This is a genomic window from Streptomyces sp. SAI-127 (genome assembly GCF_029894425.1).
In the GTDB taxonomy this organism is placed as follows: Bacteria; Actinomycetota; Actinomycetes; order Streptomycetales; family Streptomycetaceae; genus Streptomyces.
Window position 1 is genome coordinate 538,156 of sequence record NZ_JARXYJ010000001.1, and the last position, 17,862, is coordinate 556,017.

Consider the following 17,862-nt stretch of genomic DNA (forward strand, 5'->3'; position numbering starts at 1 on the left):
CCGGCCGTGACGTGGACGGAAGCGGTGGTGGTCTCCCACTTCCTCGCGACCCCGGATGTCGCGGTGATCGACCTCGCCCCGGGCGAGGGGGCCGAATTCCCGGCCTACACCGCGGGCGCGCACATCGACGTGCTGACCGACTCGGGACTGGTCCGCCAGTACTCGCTGTGCGGGCCGCCCGAGAGCGGACGGTACCGCCTGGCCGTGCTGAACGAGCCCCGGTCCCGCGGCGGTTCGCGGGCGATGCACGCGCTCAGGGTGGGCGACCGGCTGCGGATCTCGGCGCCGCGCAACCGCTTCCCCCTCGTCACGGCCCAGCGGCACCTGCTGATCGCAGGAGGCATCGGGATCACGCCTCTGCTGGCGATGGTGCGCCATCTCGAGCAGGCGGGCGGCGACTACACGCTTCATTACTGTGCCCGCAGCCGCGCTCGCGCGGCCTTCGTGTCGGAGCTGACAGGCAACCCCCGCGTCGCCTTTCACTTCGATGACGAGCACCCGGAGCAGATGCTGGACATGGAACGTGACCTTGGCGGTCCGTACCTGGACACGGCGGCCTACGTCTGTGGTCCTGCGGGGTTCATGGACTACGTGCTGGGCCAGGCCGAGGCGCTGGGCTGGCCACCGCATGTCCTGCACAAGGAGCGGTTCAGCAGCGCTCGGCCCGTCTCGGAATCCGGTACAGCCGGCTCGGGCGGCTTCACCGTGCGACTGGCCTCGACAGGGGACGAGTACCTCGTCCCCGAGGGGCGCAGCGTGCTGGATGTGCTGCTGGAGAAGGGCGTGGACGCGCCGTACTCATGTCAGCAGGGGATCTGCGGGGACTGCGTCGTGCGGGTACTGGCGGGCGACCCCGACCATCGCGATGAGGTGCTCACCGCCGACGAGCGTGCAGAAGGCATGTTCGCGACCTGCTCGTCCCGAGCGCACTCCCCCATCCTGGAGCTGGACCTGTGAACGAATCACCCACCATCCCGCCGACCGCACCGGACAGAAGTGTCACCGCCGTCGAACGGGCTGAAGCCGCGTGACTCGAAGCCGTGACCGCCGCTGTGCCGCACGCGATGCGCCGCCGACTGACGCACGCCGCAGCAGAGCATGTCGGCGGCGCGGAGACCTGCCTCCAACTCACGGCCGACATGGAAGATGCAGGTCGCCTACTTCCCGACCGCGCGGATACACAGTTGGGGCGGTGTCAGTTGCCGGGGTGGTCCTCGGCCTGCGTCTCGCCGGCGCCCTGCGGGGGGACCGTCCGGTTCCCCGGTCCGTCCTGGGGAACTTCGACGAGTGTATGGACCAGGCGGGCCAGTTGTTCGGCATAGCGGTCGATGAACTCCGCGGAAGCCGGATCCGCACCCGTGACGGTCGCGGCCAGCTGCGGCAGGATCTCCGGCGCCATCGCCGCGGTGAAGAACGCCAGCGTCAACGCGCCGACATCCAGATCGGCCCGGATCTCACCCCTGGCCTGCCTTCTGCGGGTTTCGTCGACGACATCGAGCAGCCGGGCCGCCCACGCCTCGGGAGGCGGAGGCTTGCCGTCGAGTTCCCCGCGGACCAGCGTGCGGATGATCGACACCTTCTCGTCGTGCTCCCAGCGCACGAAGTCCCGGACGATCTCGGCGAACGGCTCCGCACCGCTCATCATGGTCGCGCCCTTGGTGATCCACCGCTCGGTGACAGCATCGTAAAGACCCTGCTTGCCACCGAAATGGTAGGTGATCAACGAATGGTTCACACCGGCCGCGGCAGCGATCCGCTCCACACGGGCTCCCTTGAAGCCGTGCTCGCCGAACTCCTCGTTCGCCGCGTCCATGATGCTCTGACGCGTCAGCTCCGGATCATGCCGACGGCTGGGATCAGCCGAGCGCCGATGACGCCGCCGCCCCGCCGACTCAGAAGCACGCCCATCCTTGTCGATCACCCTCCGAATATAACCGCCCTCCCCGATCCACCCGGCCCGACCAGCACAACATGAGCGGACGGACCGACGGATTGCGGCCAGCGTGTCGCCACTGGGGCGAGCGGCACTGGCCGTGTCCTGTCTCCCCGGTGAGCAGCGGCTCGATCCAGGGACGGCGGACGTGCCCGCCGCCCCGGCGTCCGCGTCGCTGTGTCGGTGCACCACGCGAACGACAACCGGCCCCGGAGGACTGGAAACCGAACTGGTCAAGGTGCGGGACGCACGGATCGGCTACTCACAAGGTGAACTCACAGCCGGATCACCGTCGGCCGTCGCGCCGGCCTTCGACGCAAGGGCCGGTTCGTCGCGGCACTCGGCGTTCTCGCACCGGAAGCGGAGCAGATGAACCGGCCGGCACCTGCGGTACGCCGTAGCCGCGGACGCCAACTCACGGCGCCTTCCCACCAGCAGCTCGGCGCACACCCCGGGGGGTCGGCCTCGGCTGGTCCCGGGATGCACCACGAGGTGTGCCACGAGCTCGGCGGCGCGTTCGTTCTCCCCCACACCACACTGCACGCCGCGGCACTGCCCTATGTTCTCGCGTTCAACGCGCCTGCTTCCCCACGGTCTTGGCACAGCCAACGCGCTGGACGGCCTTTCCGACCTGTACAACCGCACCGGCAGCCGCCGTCCGCTCCGTGATCTGGGGCTGTCGCGCGAGGGCATCAAAGCCGTGATCGACAGCGTTCTGGCCGCTGCTCCCCGCCCAACCCGCGACCGGCGATGAGCATCTGGTGGCCGGAGGCTGTGGGACCTCCTCCGGCCACCTCCTTGTCTTACGGATAACGGAAACGCGCGCTACGAAGGTGTGCTGTCAGCGACGCGTGAGCCCTCCGTCGACGGCGAGGATCTGGCCGGTGATGAACGCGGCGTCGTCGGAGGCGAGGAACGCCACCGTGTTGGCGACGTCCGTCGGACTCTGTCGTCGCTTCAGATCCTGCATCTGTACGGTCATGTCGAAGAACGCCTCGTCCGCGCTCCGGAGCGCCGCGGCTGTGGGGACCAGACTGGGAGCGACCGCGTTGACCGTCACATTGTGTTCCGCGAGGTTGGCCGCCAGCACGTTGGTGAACCCGTTGAGGGCACCCTTGGAGGAGACGTACGCGACAAATGGTGGCGGGCTCACCCAGTAGCTCCCGGACGTTATGTTGATCACTCGACCGGCGGTGGACTGCCTGAGGTCCTCGAGAAATGCCTTGGCCATCAAGAAGGCTCCGGTCACGTTGACCGCGAAGGTCCGGCTCCACTGCTCGAACGTCACGTCGTCGATGCCGGCGAAGGGCACGATGCCCGCGTTGTTCACGAGGATGTCGACTGGGCCGAGCGCATCCCGGACCTCCGCGGCGAAGGCATTCACCTGAGCCTCGTCGGAGACGTCGACCTTCGCGCTGATGAACCGCCGCCCGTACCCTTCGACAGCCCCCTGCGTATCGTCCGCCGCGTCGACATCGGCAACCGCGATGTCGGCCCCTTCGGACGACAGCTTTCGGGCGATCTCCTGACCGATTCCGGCACTGCCGCCGGTCACCACGGCAATTCTTCCCGCCAGACGTCCCGCCATGACTCAACTCCCTTTCCGTGGGGCCGGAGATATCCGTGAGTGCTGCCCGCACAGCCATCCGCGCGGCCCCTCAAGACCAGTGGCCCTGCGCGCGTTCCCCGGGCTCGATCGGCGGGAGCGACCGAACGCCGTGTCCTCGACGAACAACGCACTCCACCCCGCAGCCAGGCATGCGACGCAGCCCCTTGCCGGTCATGATGCGTGGCTTCCGCTTGCGGCGACACGGCGGATTCCATTCAACGGAAAGCGTTTCGCACGCTCCGTTCAGACGTCGCCCACGCCAGCCCCTGTCCCATCAAAGGGACGCATCAAAGGGAACGAACGAACACCAGGTCGATGCCCTCAAGCTCTCATGAACTGCACGGAGTTGGGGCGGTGTCAGTTGCCGGGGTGGTCCTCGGCCTGCGTCTCGCCGGCGCTCTGCGGGGGGACCGTCCGGTTCCCCGGTCCGTCCTGGGGAACTTCGACGAGTGTATGGACCAGGCGGGCCAGTTGTTCGGCATAGCGGTCGATGAACTCCGCGGAAGCCGGATCCGCACCCGTGACGGTCGCGGTCAGCTGCGGCAGGATCTCCGGCGCCATCGCCGCGGTGAAGAACGCCAGCGTCAACGCGCCGACATCCAGATCGGCCCGGATCTCACCCCTGGCCTGCCTTCTGCGGGTTTCGTCGACGACATCGAGCAGCCGGGCCGCCCACGCCTCGGGAGGCGGAGGCTTGCCGTCGAGTTCCCCGCGGACCAGCGTGCGGATGATCGACACCTTCTCGTCGTGCTCCCAGCGCACGAAGTCCCGGACGATCTCGGCGAACGGCTCCGCACCGCTCATCATGGTCGCGCCCTTGGTGATCCACCGCTCGGTGACAGCATCGTAAAGACCCTGCTTGCCACCGAAATGGTAGGTGATCAACGAATGGTTCACACCGGCCGCGGCAGCGATCCGCTCCACACGGGCTCCCTTGAAGCCGTGCTCGCCGAACTCCTCGTTCGCCGCGTCCATGATGCTCTGACGCGTCAGCTCCGGATCATGCCGACGGCTGGGATCAGCCGAGCGCCGATGACGCCGCCGCCCCGCCGACTCAGAAGCACGCCCATCCTTGTCGATCACCCTCCGAATATAACCGCCCTCCCCGATCCACCCGGCCCGACCAGCACAACATGAGCGGACCGCGGTCCCCCTGATCCCGCAGGGGCTAGCTCCTGTGAGCGGCACCGGCGGCCACCTGCCTGGCTCTGCCGCCGATGTCAGGAGCACACTCCCCCGAGCTCTTCGAGCAACATGCGTGACGGCCCGCTCCAGATCGGGCCATCACGCGTTCGGCAGCCAGGGAGCGAGCGCGGCGTCGACCGAGCCGATCACCATGTCCTTGTCGAGTCGCGCACCGAGCATGAACCGCTGGAACAGCAGGGGACCGAGAATCCGGGCAACCACTTCTCTGGCGTGTTCCTCGACGCCGGGACGGAATTCGCCGCGTTCGACAGCGGCGGCGAGCGCGCCCGCGAAGTGCTTGTCGGCGTGGCCGAACATCTCTTCGCGGATGCGCCGCACGTCCTCGTCCCGCTCGGCCCGCTCGACGATGGTGGCGATGACCGACACGGCGACGGGTTGGTTGAGCCACTCGGCCATGTGTTCAAGCTGGCTCACCAGTTGGTGGCGGATCGGGCCTTCGCCGAAGGTGAGCAGAGGGCGGACGTCGTTGGCGAGTGCGTCGAAGAGGAGGGCCTGCTGGTCGGGCCAGTGCCGGTAGACGGTGGCGCGGCCGACTCCGGCCCGTTCGGCGACGGCGGCGTGAGTGACGCGTTCGGGCCCTCCTTCGACGAGGAGTTCAGTGGCTGCGATCAATGCGGCTGCGCGGCTGCGGCGGGCGCGGGGGTCGTCGTTGATACGGGGCATCGGGACACCTCTTCCAGACTTCTGTGAGACAACTTGACTCACAACCTCTCTCCGATACATACTGTCTCACAGATGAGGGAGACCTCGCCAACCCAGGCACCACCGGCCGTAGGTCGGGGAGACCTGCCGGCCCAAGGAGAGAGCTCATGTCCGTGAACGAGAACGCCGTTGCCCTGCGCTTCGCCGACCGCGCCGCCGCGTATCAGGCGCTCAGCGAACTGAAGTACCTCAGCCCCGCCACGACCGAGGTCCGTGCCGCCGTCCTGGTCGAGCGCCTCCAGGACGGCGCGGTGCGCGTCCCCGAGGGCATGGACGGCGAGGAGGGGAGGAACACCGCGGTCGGCGGGCTGGTCGGCTCGCTCGTCGGCATCCTCGGCGGACCCCTCGGCGTGCTGATGGGCTGGGGCGTCGGCGCGCTGATCGGGGGAGGCCACGACTACAAGCGGGCCGAACAGGCCACCACCGCCGTCGGCGTCTTCGCCCAGCAGGTACCGCCGGGCGGCACGGCCATCCTGGCCGAGGTCAGGGAGTCCGACACCCAGGCCCTGGACCAGCTGGCCATGCGCTACGACGCCGTCCTCGAACGCCGCCCCGCCGACTCCCTCCGCACCGAACTGAAGGCCATGGAAGAGGCCGCTGACCGGAGCAGGAGGGAGGAGGCGAAGCAGCGGCGTGAGCGCGAGCGCGCCGAGAAGAAGTCGAGGAAGGGCGGCGCGACACCGCCGCAGCAGGCCACCGCATAAACGACGCGGGCAGCTCCCCGCTGCTCCGTATGGTGAGGGCGGGCCCGTGATGGCCCGCCCTCACCGCTGTCACCCGGGGTTCTGTCCGGCAACAGTTGCCCGTCCCCGGTCCGGTGACGGACGCGTGCGGCTCACTGCCCTGTCGGCGCCGATACCTCAGCAATGTCCGGCCCCGTCTCACCGGGCTGGGTGGCCGGCGTCGCCTCGGGATCGCTGCCGTCGGCGAGCTTCTTCTCCGGGAGGAGGAAGGCGAGGACAAGGCCGATGAGGAACACGGGGACCAGGTAGCGGAAGACCGGTGTCAGGGCGTGCTGGTAGGACAGGATCACCGCGTCCTGGATCTTGTCCGGGAGGGAGTGGACCAGGGCCGGGGTGAGCGAGTGGGTGTCGCCGACCGGGCCGGCGGCGCCGGCCGGGAGGCGTTCGGCGAGCTGGTCGGCGAGGCGGTGGGCGAACACCGAGCCGACGGCCGCGGTGCCGAGGGTGGAGCCGATCTCGCGGAAGAAGTTGTTGGCGGAGGTCGCGGTGCCGACGTCGGAGGCGGGAAAGTCGTTCTGCACGGCCAGGACCAGAGGCTGCATCGTACCGCCGAGACCGGCGCCCAGCAGGAAGACGTAGACGCAGACCAGGACCAGTGAGGTCTCGGTGTCCAGGGTCGACATCAGCAGCGCGGCGGCACACACCAAGACCGTGCCGACGATGGGGAAGATCTTGTAGCGGCCCGTGCTGCTCATCAGCCGTCCGGACGGCAGGGCGGTGGCCATCATGCCGACCACCATGGGGATGAGCAGCAGCCCGGACTCGGTGGCGCTGAGGCCGTACACCATCTGCAAGTACGTGGGCAGGTAGCCGATGATGGCGAACATGCCGATGCCGACGACCAGGAGCCCGATCAGGGTGGCCGTGTTGAAGATCCGGCTGCGGAACAGCCAGAGCGGGATGATCGGCTCCGCGGCACGGCTCTGGGAGAAGAAGAACAGGACCCAGGTCAGCAGGCCGCCGACGGCCATGCCGATGATCAGCGGGTCGGACCAGGCATACTCCGTGCCGCCCCACGTGGTCACCAGGACCGTGCAGGTCACCGCAGCCGCCATGAGGGCGAAGCCGACGTAGTCGAAGACGACCTTGACGGCTCTGCGCGGCACGCGCAGGGCGTACGCGCCGACGGCGAGGGCCAGGGCGCCGACCGGCAGGTTGATCCAGAAACACCAGCGCCAGCCGATGCCGTCGGTAAACCAGCCCCCGAGCAGCGGTCCGATGACGGAGGACAAGCCGAAGACGGCACCCATGGGGGCCATGTATTTCGCGCGTTGGCGCGGCGGGACCAGGTCGGCGATGACCGCCTGCGAGGTGATCATCAGCCCACCACCGCCCAGACCCTGTACGGCCCGGCCGATGATCAGCACGGTCATGTCCTGCGCCGCGCCCGCGACCACGGAGCCGGCGAGGAAGACACCGATGCCGCCGAGGAACAGTGCCTTGTGGCCGAGCAGGTCGCCGAGCCGACCGTAGACGGGCATGGCGATGGTGGCCGCGAGGATGTACGCGGTGGTCACCCACGCCATGTGGTTCACGCCGTGCAGCTCGCCGACGATGGTCGGCAGTGCGGTGCTGACGATCGTCTGGTCCAGGGACCCGAGCAGCATCGCGGCCATGAGGGCGGCGAATATGAGGCCGAAGCGGCGGGGGGTCCCGGAGGAGCTGTGTTCCTCCGCCTCCACAGCCGCGTTTGAGTCGCTCAAGGGAAGCTCCTTAGGTGGATGGATGAGGGCGAGGGAACACGAAACGGTCGGGCGCGCACGTGGTCGTACCGACCGTCGCGGGGCAGCAGAACGTGCGTCCTCGTCACTGGCGGACTCATGGCTCGCCCAGCGCTCCATGGCCGGTGCGCACGGCGGTCAGGAAAAGCGCGGCGGTCAGAGACCTTCGGCCGCCGCCGAGCCGCTGTTGGAGGCCACATCGCCGGCTTGGAGGGCTACGCCGGTGACGTGGAAGCCACCGGCATGCGTGCGTGGCGCCGGTCAGACCGCTGGTCGGGGACAGTAGTGGGGGGTCAGCGTGAACGCAGTCCGTCGAGGAGGAGGGTGCACAGGGCCTCCAAGGCGGCGTCCGCCCCGGGGGCCTGCCACCGGGCGGCGTGGACGGGGTGGTGGTAGCCAATGGTGGCTTCGAAGACGGTCCGCGCCGTCGCGGCAGGGTCGGCCGAGGTGAAGTCCCCGCTGCCGACCCCGTCGGCGATGATGACGCGCAGTTGCTCGATCAGGTCGGCTATGTGGTCGGCGACCGCGCCGCTGTGCTCGGCCTCCAGGACCCGGTACGTGGCAAACAGCTGCGGGTCCTCGGACGTCACCGCCCGTTTGGAGGCGAACAGCGCGGTGAGCCAGGCGCGCAGCCGCTCGGGCGCTGCGGAACCGGTGTCGGCCGCGACCGCCGCGAGGCTGCCGTGCGCGCGGCTGATCCAGCGCCGGGTGACGGCTTCGCGCAGTGCCGCCTTGGACGAGAAGTGCTTGTAGACGCTGGCGTGGCTGACCCCCAGAGCGCGCGCCACGTCCAGCACCGTCGCCTTCTCCGGCCCGTAGCGGCGCAGCACGTCCTCGGTGGCGGCCAGGATGGTCTCGGCGTCCAGCGTCGTGCGTGAACGCATTCAGCGCTCCCCGTCCCTCATGCCCAGCGCTCCGCGGTTGCCGGCGACCGCGGAGATCGGCACCGCCTGTTCGATCGCTTCCAGCTCCTCCTCGGTCAGGACCAGTCCGGCCCCCGGCAGCGCCTCGGCCAGCTGCCGGCGCGTGCGCGACCCGACAATGGCGACGATGTCAGCCAGCCCGCGGCCCTGCGCGAGCACCCAGGCAATGGCCAACTGTGCCGCCGTGGCTCCGCGGGCGTCGGCGATCTCGTGAAGTGCCTGGACCAGCTTGAGGTTGCTCTCCACGTTGCCGTCCTGAAAGCGCGGCATCAACGCCCGAAGGTCGGTCGGTGAGGGGGCCTGCCGCGTCCAGTTGCCGCTCAGCAGCCCGTAGGAGAGCACCCCGTAGGCCGTGACGGCGATGCCCAGCTCCCGGCAGGTGTCCAGGACGCCGCCCTCGATGCCGCGGCTGAACAGGGAGTACTCGACCTGTAGATCGGCAATCGGGTGAACCGCATGAGCCCGCCGGATCGTCTCCGAGCCGACCTCCGACAGTCCGATCGCACGCACATGCCCGGCCTGAACCATCTCGGCGATGGCCCCGATCGTGTCCTCGATCGGCACCGTCGGATCGAGGCGGCCCGGGCGATAGACGTCGACGTGGTCGGTGCCGAGTCGCTGCAGCGAGTAGGCCAGATAGTTCTTCACCGCCTGCGGGCGCCCGTCCATGCCGCCGAAGTGCCCATCAGGGTCCGTCATCGTGCCGAACTTCACGCTGAGAACGGCCTTCTCCCGGCCCTCGGCGGACAACGCCCGGCGGATCAACTCCTCATTGTGGCCTGTTCCGTAGAAGTCACCAGTGTCCAGGAGGGTGACTCCCGCATCGAGGGCGGCACGGATCGTCGCAATGCCCTCCGCTTCATCTGCCGCAGCGGTGCTGTTCGACATCCTCATACAACCCAGACCGAACGCCGAGACACGCGGACCACCGGCCCCCAGCTGCCGTGTTTCCATGACTCCTACCTCCCGGTGAACGAACATGTACTCAAGCCTGGCTGTGTGGCTGAACTGTCGTGCCAACGGCCGGAGTACCGACGCTCCCCCTTGGTGCGACACAGGAGCGTCCACAACACCGGCCACCAGCTCCAACCGCGCACCAGCAGGCGCGCAACGGCGGCGAGGAGGCGAAGGCCGGCGCCGAGGGTACGGCTAGTCCGGCAGCGCATTGGTGGCCCCCCTGCCCCGGAAGCGGGTTTCCCCTGTGACGAGGTCGAGAGCTGCGCCACCTGGCCCACTTGCTCGAGAGGGCCGTCGCGCCACCCGTGGCGGCTCCTGGGACTCGTGCGTCCATGCTGCGACCCTACAATATTGGGGTTACAGAATTCAAATCTTGTAACCCGTCAAACACAGTTGATCGAAGTCGGGCAGCCCTCGGTTGACGCGGCTGGTCACCCGACGCCTGGGGCTCGGTGCCCGCACGTCTGTAACCTCGCTCCGCGCCTGATGGTCCGACCCCACAGCAGATGGTCGGCCTCGTGTGGCGTCCTGCCATCCGGCGGAGGCGGCGGGTTCGCCGGACTCAGTGGCCTCGGGCGATCCACTCCTGCAGGTGCGGGGCCTCGGCTCCGATGGTGGTCGACTCGCCGTGGCCGGTGCGGACCACGGTTTCCGGCGGCAGCACCAGCAGCCGGTCACGGATGGAACGGACGATCGTCGGGAAGCAGGAGTACGACCGCCCGGTGGCCCCCGGTCCGCCGGCGAACAGGGTGTCGCCGGTGAAGACGGTACCCAGTGACGGAGCGTGCAGACAGATTGCGCCAGGCGTGTGTCCGGGGCTGTGCAGCACGGTCAGTTCAAAGCCGGCCACACGAAGTCGGCGCATGTCGGAGAGGTAGCCGTCAGGGTTCCGGTCCGGGTGGGTGTGCTTCCACAGCAGCCGGTCGTCGAGATGGATCAGGATCGGCGCACCGGTCGCGTCGGCCAGCGCGGGAGCGGCGCCGATGTGGTCGTCGTGGCCATGGGTGCACACGATGGCCCGTAGCCGCCGGTCTCCGACGGCGGCGCCGATGGCACCGGCGTCGTGAGAGGCGTCGATGACGATCACCTCGTCGTCGTCGCCCACGATCCACACGTTGTTGTCGACGTCCCAGGTGCCGCCGTCCAGGCTGAAGGTGCCGGACGTGACCAGGTGCTCGATGCGGGCGGCCGTCACAGAACGACAACTGAGCGGAGCACGTCGCCCTTGTGCATCCGGGCGAAGGCGTCCTCGACGCCCTCCAGGGCGATCGTCTCGCTGACGAACGCATCGAGGTCCAGACGCCCCTGGAGATACAGATCGATCAGCAACGGGCAGTCTCGTGAGGGCAGACAGTCGCCGTACCAGGAGGACTTCAGCGCCCCGCCGCGGCCGAAGACGTCCAGCAGTGGCAGTTGGAGTTTCATTTCGGGCGCGGGTACGCCGACGAGGACGACCGTGCCGGCCAGGTCGCGGGCGTAGAAGGCCTGCCGGTATGTCTCCGGGCGCCCTACGGCGTCGATGACCACGTCCGCGCCGAAGCCGCCGGTCAGTTCGCGTACGGCCTCCACCGGGTCCGTTTCCCGCGAGTTGATGGTGTGTGTGGCGCCCAAGGATGCGGCAGTGGCCAGCTTGCGGTCGTCGATGTCCACCGCGATGATCCTCGACGCACCCGCCAGCTGGGAACCCACCACGGCTGCGGCGCCGACTCCCCCGCAGCCGATGACGGCCACGGAGTCACCACGGGTGACCGCACCGGTGTTGATCGCCGCGCCGATGCCCGCCATCACGCCACAGCCCAGCAGGCCTGCTGCGGCCGGCGACGCGGCCGGGTCGACCTTGGTGCACTGTCCGGCCGCGACCAGGGTCTTCTCGGCGAAGGCACCGATGCCCAGGGCCGGGGACAGCTCAGTGCCGTCGGTGAGGGTCATTTTCTGCCGGGCGTTGTGGGTGTCGAAGCAGTACCAGGGCCGGCCACGCAGACAGGCCCGGCACTGGCCGCACACGGCACGCCAGTTGAGGATCACGAAGTCGCCGGGCTCCACGTCGGGCACGCCTTCACCGATCGACTCGACGATCCCGGCCGCCTCGTGGCCGAGCAGAAAGGGGAACTCGTCGTTGATGCCGCCATCGCGGTAGTGGAGGTCGGTGTGGCAGACCCCGCACGACTGGATCCGTACCACCACCTCCCCCGGCCCCGGGTCGGGGATCACGATCGTCTCGATGCCGACCGGCTCGCCCTTCGCCCTCGCGACGACGCCTCGTACCTGCTGGGCCATTGCTGGATTCCCTCCTGCTCAAACGGGCTGGACGCCCAGGGGCAGAGACGCCCAGGAGCGCAGGGTGTTGTTGGGGTGGCGGCGCGGAGTGCCGGTCAGCTCGAACCGCTCGACGCGGCCGGCCAGCGCGGTCAGCAGCGCCTCGGCCTCCAGGCGGGCCACATGCTGGCCGATGCACTGGTGGATGCCCATGCCGAAGCCGACGTGGCCGGAGGGGTCTCGAGTGGGGTCGAAGCGGTCGGGGTCGCTCCAGCGGTCCGGGTCGCGGTTGGCCGCGCCGAGGAACATGAGGATCTTCGCGCCCGCCGGGACGACCGTGCCGGCGATGGTGACGTCTGTGGTGGCGGTGCGGAAGAAGGTCTGCACCGGTGACTGCCAGCGGACCGCCTCGTCGAACGCGGCGCGGGCCAACTCCGGCCGCTCCCGCAGACGTTGCCACTCCTCGGGATGGGTGGCGAAGGCGTACAGGCAGGCTGCCAGACCATGCACGGTGGTGTCGACGCCGGCCGAGAGCAGGGAGCGCACCACCACCGGTGCCTGCTCGTGTGTCAGATCTCCACGGTCGACAGCCGCCCAGATGGCAGCTCCGAAGCTGTCCTCGCTCAACGCCTCCCGCCGGCATTGGGCATTGACCCATGCCGACAGCTCGGACAACCGGTGGGCGTCCGCCTTGACGAGGTCGTTGCGAGGGCCGAAGGCGTTGAAGACCATGTTGCCGTACGGCAGGAGGTTCTCCCGGCCGTCCGGCCCGAGGCCCACCGCGTCAGGGAAAGCGCGCAGTGGGAACGCCTCCGCCAGCGCCGTGAAGCCGTCGAACTCGGCTCCTTGAGCGAGGACTTGCTCGACGAGTTCCTCCGCCACGTTGTTCCAGGTCTCGCGCAGGCGGCGCAAGGCGGGTGGGGCGAGGATCTCCCGCAGCACCCGGCGCGGGGCGTCGTGGCGGGGCGGGTCCGCCTCCAGCAGCAGGCTCGGCGGCCGCCACGGCTCCTCGTGCCGGAAATTGGCCAGGCCCACGCCCGAGCCCGACTCGAAGTGCTGCCAGTCCACCAGTGCGGCATGCACCTGCTCGTAGCGGGCCAGGGCGTACGCGTCATGGCGGGAGAGGTACACGACCGGACCGGTATCGCGCAGCGCCTCGTGCAGCGGTTCGGGGTCCAACAGGACGTCGTGGGCGAACGGGTCGACGTCACTTACGGGCGGCACGACGGAATGCTCCAGTGCCTCGGTCATCACGGCTCCTTCGAGAAGGTTTCAGCGAGCAGAGGTCGGTCTCACAGATCGAGGACGAGACGGTCGCCGCAGGAGCGCGACACGCACAGGAACATGCAGTCGTTCGCGGTCCGTTCGTGGTCGGCCAGCACCGAGTCCCGGTGGTCCGGCCGCCCTTCCAACACGGGCGTCAGGCATGTGCCGCAGGTGCCCTGTTCGCAGGAGGACAGCACGCCCACGCCGGCCCTGCGCACCGCCTCCAGCACGGACACGTCCGGAGTGACGGTGACCGTGCGTCCGGTGCGCCGCAGTTCTACCTTGAAGGGCGTCTTGCGGACTGGCGGGGTCTGCGCGGCGGCGGTGAAGCGCTCGGTGCGCAGGGCGTACGGCGGCCAGGCGGCGCAGGCCGCTTCGACGGCGGCGAGCAGCGGGGCGGGGCCGCAGCAGTACACCTTGGTGTCCGGCCGCGGTGTGCCCAGCCAGGCCTCCAGGTCCAGCAGCCCGAGTTCGTCCTGCGGGACGACGTGGACCCGCTCGCCGTAGGCCGCCGTCAGTTCCTCGCGAAAGGCCATTGATGACCGCGTACGCCCGCCGTACAGCAACTGCCACTCCGCACCGAGCAGTTCGGCCTGCCGCACCATGGGCAGCAGCGGCGTGATGCCGATGCCGCCCGCGATGAAGAGGTACTTCTCCGACGGGACGAGGGGGAAGTGATTGCGCGGGCCGCCGACCCCGACGAGGTCCCCTGGGCTCAACCGGTCGTGCACGTAGGCGGACCCTCCCCGGCCCACGGGCTCCCGCAGCACGGCGATCCGGTAGGTGTGCGCGTCCCATCGGTCGCCGCACAGCGAGTACTGCCGGGTCGTCCCGTCCGGCAGCACGAGGTCGATGTGGGACCCCGGCGTCCAGTCCGGCAGCCGTGCCCCGCCGGGGTGGGTGAGGGTGAGTGATACGACGCCCTCGGCGACGTGCTCCTTCGCGGAGACCGTCAGTCCCGGACCGACACCGGGACCTGCATCCGCCAGCGCACTGGTTCCGACCACGTTGTCGCCTCCCGTCGTTGGGTTGCACGCAGGATGCAGGGCGACGACGGACGAGCGCGACGGCATTCTCAATCAATGAGAGACGAACATCCGCCGGCTCATACGGCCGTTGTTCTACCGTCGCGTGAGTCACCGGGCTCTCGGCCCCGCCTCGGACCAACCGGTGCCCCGAGCGCACGGGAGACACCGCGTGCCGCCGTCCGCACCACGGGCACGACGGAGGAGGCCTCCGACGCGTTGGGGACGATCACCGCCAGAGCGGCCACTACCTCACCACGCGCGTCACGTACCGGCGCTGCCACGCCCAGGGCCTCCAGATGCACATACCCCGGGCAGTACGCGTAACCCTGCTGCCGTACATCAGCCAGAACGGCCCGCAGCCGCGCGGCGGTGGCGGGGGTATTCGGGGTATAGCGGTGCAGGCATCCGTCAAGCACCCGTCGGCGCAGGTCAGCAGGCCCGTGGGCGAGGAGGACCAGGCCGATGGAGGAGGCGTGCAGCGGCAGGCGCCCCGCGACGCGGGTGTAGTTGATGACGGCACCCGGTGCTGTCAGCCGCTCCAGGAACAGTGCCTCGTCACCGTCCAGCACACCGAGCTGCACGTGGTGGCCGACGACGTCGTGGACACCCTCCATGAACGGCATGGCCGCGTTGCGCAGCGACAGGGTGGGCGAGGCTCGTGTGGCCAACTCCCACAGGCGCATACCGATCCGCACCCGGCGGTCGTCGTCCCGGATCAGGCAGCCGTACGACACCAGCTCGGCCACCAGACGCGACGCGGTCGCCACGTGCAGCCCGGAACGCCGGGAGATCTCCGAGACGGTCAGGGCGGGCTCCTCGGGCGTGAACGCGTCAAGGATCCGCACCGTCCTCGCCAGAACCGACTCGCCGTGTTGTGTCCTCACCTGGCCATCACCGGACGCCTTCCAGACAGGTCAAGCCCTATGGTGCACGCGCCCGCGTAGTGGTCCACATCCTGATCGTGGGCACCCCTCGGACAGCTTCACAAAGCGGTGGCGCAGCCGAACCGCACCCTCGGCGCGGTCATCGTCGTAGCAGCGCTGGGCCCAACGCTGTGCATCGGCCGCCAGCATGTCGGTCGGCAGCCAGGGCGGGAGGTGACACGGTGCTCAGCGCGCTGCCGTCGTCAGGTCCTCGATGTCGCCCACCAGGTCGGCCGGGGAGGGGAGCCCGGCGATCTCGTCACGCATGGCAAGGGCGGCCTTGCGCAGGGCGTCGTCGTTCAGGAGGGTGTCGAGCAGGTCGCCGTCCACCACCTGGGGCTCGGCGCGCAGGGCGAAGCCCTGCGCAGTGGCAGCCGCGGCATTGGTGAAGTGGTCGGCACCACTCGGCAGGAACAGCTGCGGGATGCCGACGGCCGCCGCGGCCATCATGGTGCCCGCTCCGCCGTGGTGGACCACGGCGTCGCAGCCGGCCAGCAGCTGGGCGAGCGGCACCCAGTCCGACAACGGCTTTACGTTGGGCGGCAGTTCGCCCAGCGGCGCGAGGTCGGCGCCGCCGAGGGCGAGCAGGAAGTCGGCGTCCACCGTGGCCGCCTGTTCGATCAGCCGGTCGACGTACCGCGCGCCTGCCGTCCGCGACAGCGCCGTGCCGAGCGTGACCACGACCCGCTGCCGCCCGCCGCGCGCGACCAGGTCCGCCGGCACCGGGCCGCCGCCGTTGAACGGCACGTACCTGACCCGCCAGCCCGTGCCGTCGCCGCCGAGCGAGGCGGGGACCACGTCGAGCACGGTGCGTTCGGGCGGCCCGGTCACCCCGCGGGCCCGGTACTCGTCGGCCAGCTCGGCGGCCATTCCTTCGACGTAGGGCAGGCCCGCGGTCACACCGAAGTTGTGGACCACTGTGGGGATGCCCAGCGCGGCAGCGACGAGTGGCGCCGTACCTTGCATCGTGGCGTGCACGATCATGTCCGGCCGCCACGTCTCGGCCAGCCGGACCAGGTCGTCCAGGGCGGACCGGCTGTGCTCGGTGAAGCCGATCACGGCGAGGCGGTTGATCTCCTCCTGCGTGAGCTCCTTCGGCCCGTTCGTGCTGAAGCGAGCGAAGATCTCGGCCGTGGTGGTTCCGTCGCCCACCTCGACCAGGGGAAACCCGGTCGGCCTCAGCACGGTGACCGGGGCCTGCCCGGCGAACAGGACGTCGTGACCGGCCGACCGCAGGGCTTGGGCGGTCGGGACCATGGGGAAGACATGCGCGGCCGAGCCCGGGGCGCTGAACAGGATTCGCATTACGTGTACTCCTCGTGGGGGGGTGAAGGGTGGCGGTGTCATCTCACGGCCCGGCGGGTGAGGGCGGGCGAGGGGGCCCGCCCTCACCAAGCGGGGCCGAGGGGAGTTGCCTCGCATCCATGGGCCCGCCCCGGTTACGCGGTGGCCGCCTGCATGTGCGTCGAGGCGCCGTGCCGCGCCTTCCGCTCCTCGCGCTTGCGGTCCCGCTCTTGCCGCGCCTGCTCCTTCCTCGCCTGCTCGGCGGCTTCTTCCATGGCTTTCAGTTCGGTGCGGAGGGAGTCGGCGGGGCGGCGTTCGAGGACGGCGTCGTAGCGTATGGCCAGCTGGTCCAGGGACTGGGTGTCGGACTCCCTGACCTCGGCCAGGATGGCCGTGCCGCCCGGCGGTACCTGCTGGGCGAAGACGCCTACGGCAGTGGCGGCCTGTTCGGCCCGCTTGTAGTCGTGGCCTCCCCCGATCAGCGCGCCGACGCCCCAGCCCATCAGCACGCCGAGGGGTCCGCCGAGGATGCCGACGAGCGAGCCGACCAGCCCGCCGACCGCGGTGTTCCTCCCCTCCTCGCCGTCCATGCCCTCGGGGACGCGCACCGCGCCGTCCTGGAGGCGCTCGACCAGGACGGCGGCACGGACCTCGGTCGTGGCGGGGCTGAGGTACTTCAGTTCACTGAGCGCCTGATACGCGGCGGCCCGGTCGGCGAAGCGCAGGGCAACGGCGTTCTCGTTCACGGACATGAGCTCTCCCTCGGTCGACAGAGCCGCAACGGGCCCCTAGATGACGGTGGGCGGCAGCGGCACCCGCCTGCACGGGACCTCCGCCCCATCTGTGAGACAGTATGTATCGAAGATGGTTGTGAGTCAATAAGTCTCACAGATCGCGCGGGAGGAAGAGAGGTGACCGCCGCCACTTCACCCACGCTCCGTCGCCCAACGGGCCGGCCTCAACCGCGCCACCGTCCACCGACGCTGGTCCGGACCAGCAGACCCTCTTCGTCGACACGCTCGCGCGCAGCGTCCGCCTTCGCTCGCCCGCCCCTCAGCCCCGTCCGCGACCAACTCGTCACCCAGCTCCAGCGGCACGCCGACTGGCTCAAACCAACTCGTCTCCCCATCGGTCATCGCCACCGTCGCCGAACGAGCCGAACTCGACGAGAACGCGCGGCACATCCACGAGCGCCCGGCATCCGGCACCGGACGGGACCCGGCAACGAAGTCAGGAGTGACATGGAAGAGACGAGCAACGGCTCGGGGCGCCCCATCACCAATTCGCGGCTACGGGCGGCGGTGATCGTGT

General features: G+C 69.5%; 17 protein-coding genes. 3 read left to right on the forward strand and 14 right to left on the reverse strand.

Annotated elements, in window-relative coordinates:
- Positions 1-6: 6 nt before the first annotated feature.
- Complete coding sequence (locus M2157_RS02670) at positions 7-957, forward strand: PDR/VanB family oxidoreductase (RefSeq protein WP_280860134.1); 951 nt, start codon at positions 7-9, stop codon at positions 955-957.
- Between the two features lie 238 nt (positions 958-1,195).
- Here the strand turns inward: M2157_RS02670 and M2157_RS02675 are convergent, their stop codons facing one another.
- Positions 1,196-1,921 (reverse strand): TetR family transcriptional regulator, encoded by a 726-nt coding sequence (locus tag M2157_RS02675; protein ID WP_280864268.1) that lies wholly within the window; start codon positions 1,919-1,921, stop codon positions 1,196-1,198.
- Positions 1,922-2,302: 381 nt separating this feature from the next.
- Between M2157_RS02675 and M2157_RS02685 the strand changes: the two genes are divergently transcribed.
- Positions 2,303-2,602, forward strand: coding sequence for an iron-containing alcohol dehydrogenase (locus M2157_RS02685; RefSeq protein WP_280864269.1), 300 nt, complete (start codon positions 2,303-2,305; stop codon positions 2,600-2,602).
- Between the two features lie 172 nt (positions 2,603-2,774).
- Here the strand turns inward: M2157_RS02685 and M2157_RS02690 are convergent, their stop codons facing one another.
- The 3 genes from M2157_RS02690 to M2157_RS02700 all read right to left on the reverse strand — a co-directional run bounded on the left by M2157_RS02690 (position 2,775) and on the right by M2157_RS02700 (position 5,411).
- A complete protein-coding gene (locus M2157_RS02690) occupies positions 2,775-3,488 on the reverse strand; it encodes an SDR family oxidoreductase (protein WP_280864270.1) in 714 nt (237 codons plus the stop codon).
- Positions 3,489-3,899: 411 nt separating this feature from the next.
- Positions 3,900-4,625 carry a TetR/AcrR family transcriptional regulator gene (locus M2157_RS02695; protein ID WP_280864271.1) on the reverse strand — a complete coding sequence of 242 codons (726 nt, stop codon included), beginning with the start codon at positions 4,623-4,625 and terminating at the stop codon, positions 3,900-3,902.
- A gap of 201 nt (positions 4,626-4,826) precedes the next feature.
- The gene (locus M2157_RS02700) at positions 4,827-5,411 is read right to left on the reverse strand and encodes a TetR/AcrR family transcriptional regulator (protein WP_280860143.1); all 585 of its coding nucleotides are present in this window, start codon (positions 5,409-5,411) and stop codon (positions 4,827-4,829) included.
- A gap of 146 nt (positions 5,412-5,557) precedes the next feature.
- Here M2157_RS02700 and M2157_RS02705 point away from each other — a divergent pair, with 146 nt between their 5' ends.
- Positions 5,558-6,154 carry a DUF1269 domain-containing protein gene (locus M2157_RS02705; RefSeq protein ID WP_280864272.1) on the forward strand — a complete coding sequence of 199 codons (597 nt, stop codon included), beginning with the start codon at positions 5,558-5,560 and terminating at the stop codon, positions 6,152-6,154.
- A gap of 131 nt (positions 6,155-6,285) precedes the next feature.
- On the opposite strand, the gene M2157_RS02710 is transcribed toward M2157_RS02705, so the two are convergent.
- From M2157_RS02710 to M2157_RS02755, 10 genes are all read right to left on the reverse strand, one after another.
- The gene (locus tag M2157_RS02710) at positions 6,286-7,896 is read right to left on the reverse strand and encodes an MDR family MFS transporter (protein ID WP_280864273.1); all 1,611 of its coding nucleotides are present in this window, start codon (positions 7,894-7,896) and stop codon (positions 6,286-6,288) included.
- Between the two features lie 311 nt (positions 7,897-8,207).
- Positions 8,208-8,798 carry a TetR family transcriptional regulator gene (locus M2157_RS02715; RefSeq protein ID WP_280860146.1) on the reverse strand — a complete coding sequence of 197 codons (591 nt, stop codon included), beginning with the start codon at positions 8,796-8,798 and terminating at the stop codon, positions 8,208-8,210.
- Positions 8,799-9,791 carry an aldo/keto reductase gene (locus M2157_RS02720; protein WP_280864274.1) on the reverse strand — a complete coding sequence of 331 codons (993 nt, stop codon included), beginning with the start codon at positions 9,789-9,791 and terminating at the stop codon, positions 8,799-8,801.
- A 565-nt stretch (positions 9,792-10,356) separates the two neighbouring features.
- Positions 10,357-10,989, reverse strand: a complete 633-nt coding sequence (locus tag M2157_RS02725; RefSeq protein WP_280864275.1) for an MBL fold metallo-hydrolase — start codon at positions 10,987-10,989, stop codon at positions 10,357-10,359.
- Positions 10,986-12,071, reverse strand: coding sequence for an S-(hydroxymethyl)mycothiol dehydrogenase (locus M2157_RS02730; RefSeq protein ID WP_280864276.1), 1,086 nt, complete (start codon positions 12,069-12,071; stop codon positions 10,986-10,988). The genes M2157_RS02725 and M2157_RS02730 overlap by 4 nt, the downstream gene beginning before the upstream one ends.
- Before the next feature lie 18 nt (positions 12,072-12,089).
- The gene (locus M2157_RS02735; RefSeq protein WP_280860149.1) at positions 12,090-13,301 is read right to left on the reverse strand and encodes a cytochrome P450; all 1,212 of its coding nucleotides are present in this window, start codon (positions 13,299-13,301) and stop codon (positions 12,090-12,092) included.
- Positions 13,302-13,342: 41 nt separating this feature from the next.
- Positions 13,343-14,323 carry a PDR/VanB family oxidoreductase gene (locus M2157_RS02740; RefSeq protein WP_280864277.1) on the reverse strand — a complete coding sequence of 327 codons (981 nt, stop codon included), beginning with the start codon at positions 14,321-14,323 and terminating at the stop codon, positions 13,343-13,345.
- Positions 14,324-14,421: 98 nt separating this feature from the next.
- Entirely contained in the window at positions 14,422-15,228 is an 807-nt protein-coding gene (locus tag M2157_RS02745) for an IclR family transcriptional regulator (RefSeq protein ID WP_280864278.1), read from the reverse strand.
- Positions 15,229-15,453: 225 nt separating this feature from the next.
- Entirely contained in the window at positions 15,454-16,572 is a 1,119-nt protein-coding gene (locus M2157_RS02750) for a glycosyltransferase (RefSeq protein WP_280864279.1), read from the reverse strand.
- 134 nt (positions 16,573-16,706) lie between these two features.
- Entirely contained in the window at positions 16,707-17,303 is a 597-nt protein-coding gene (locus M2157_RS02755) for a DUF1269 domain-containing protein (RefSeq protein ID WP_280864280.1), read from the reverse strand.
- Between the last annotated feature and the right edge of the window lie 559 nt (positions 17,304-17,862).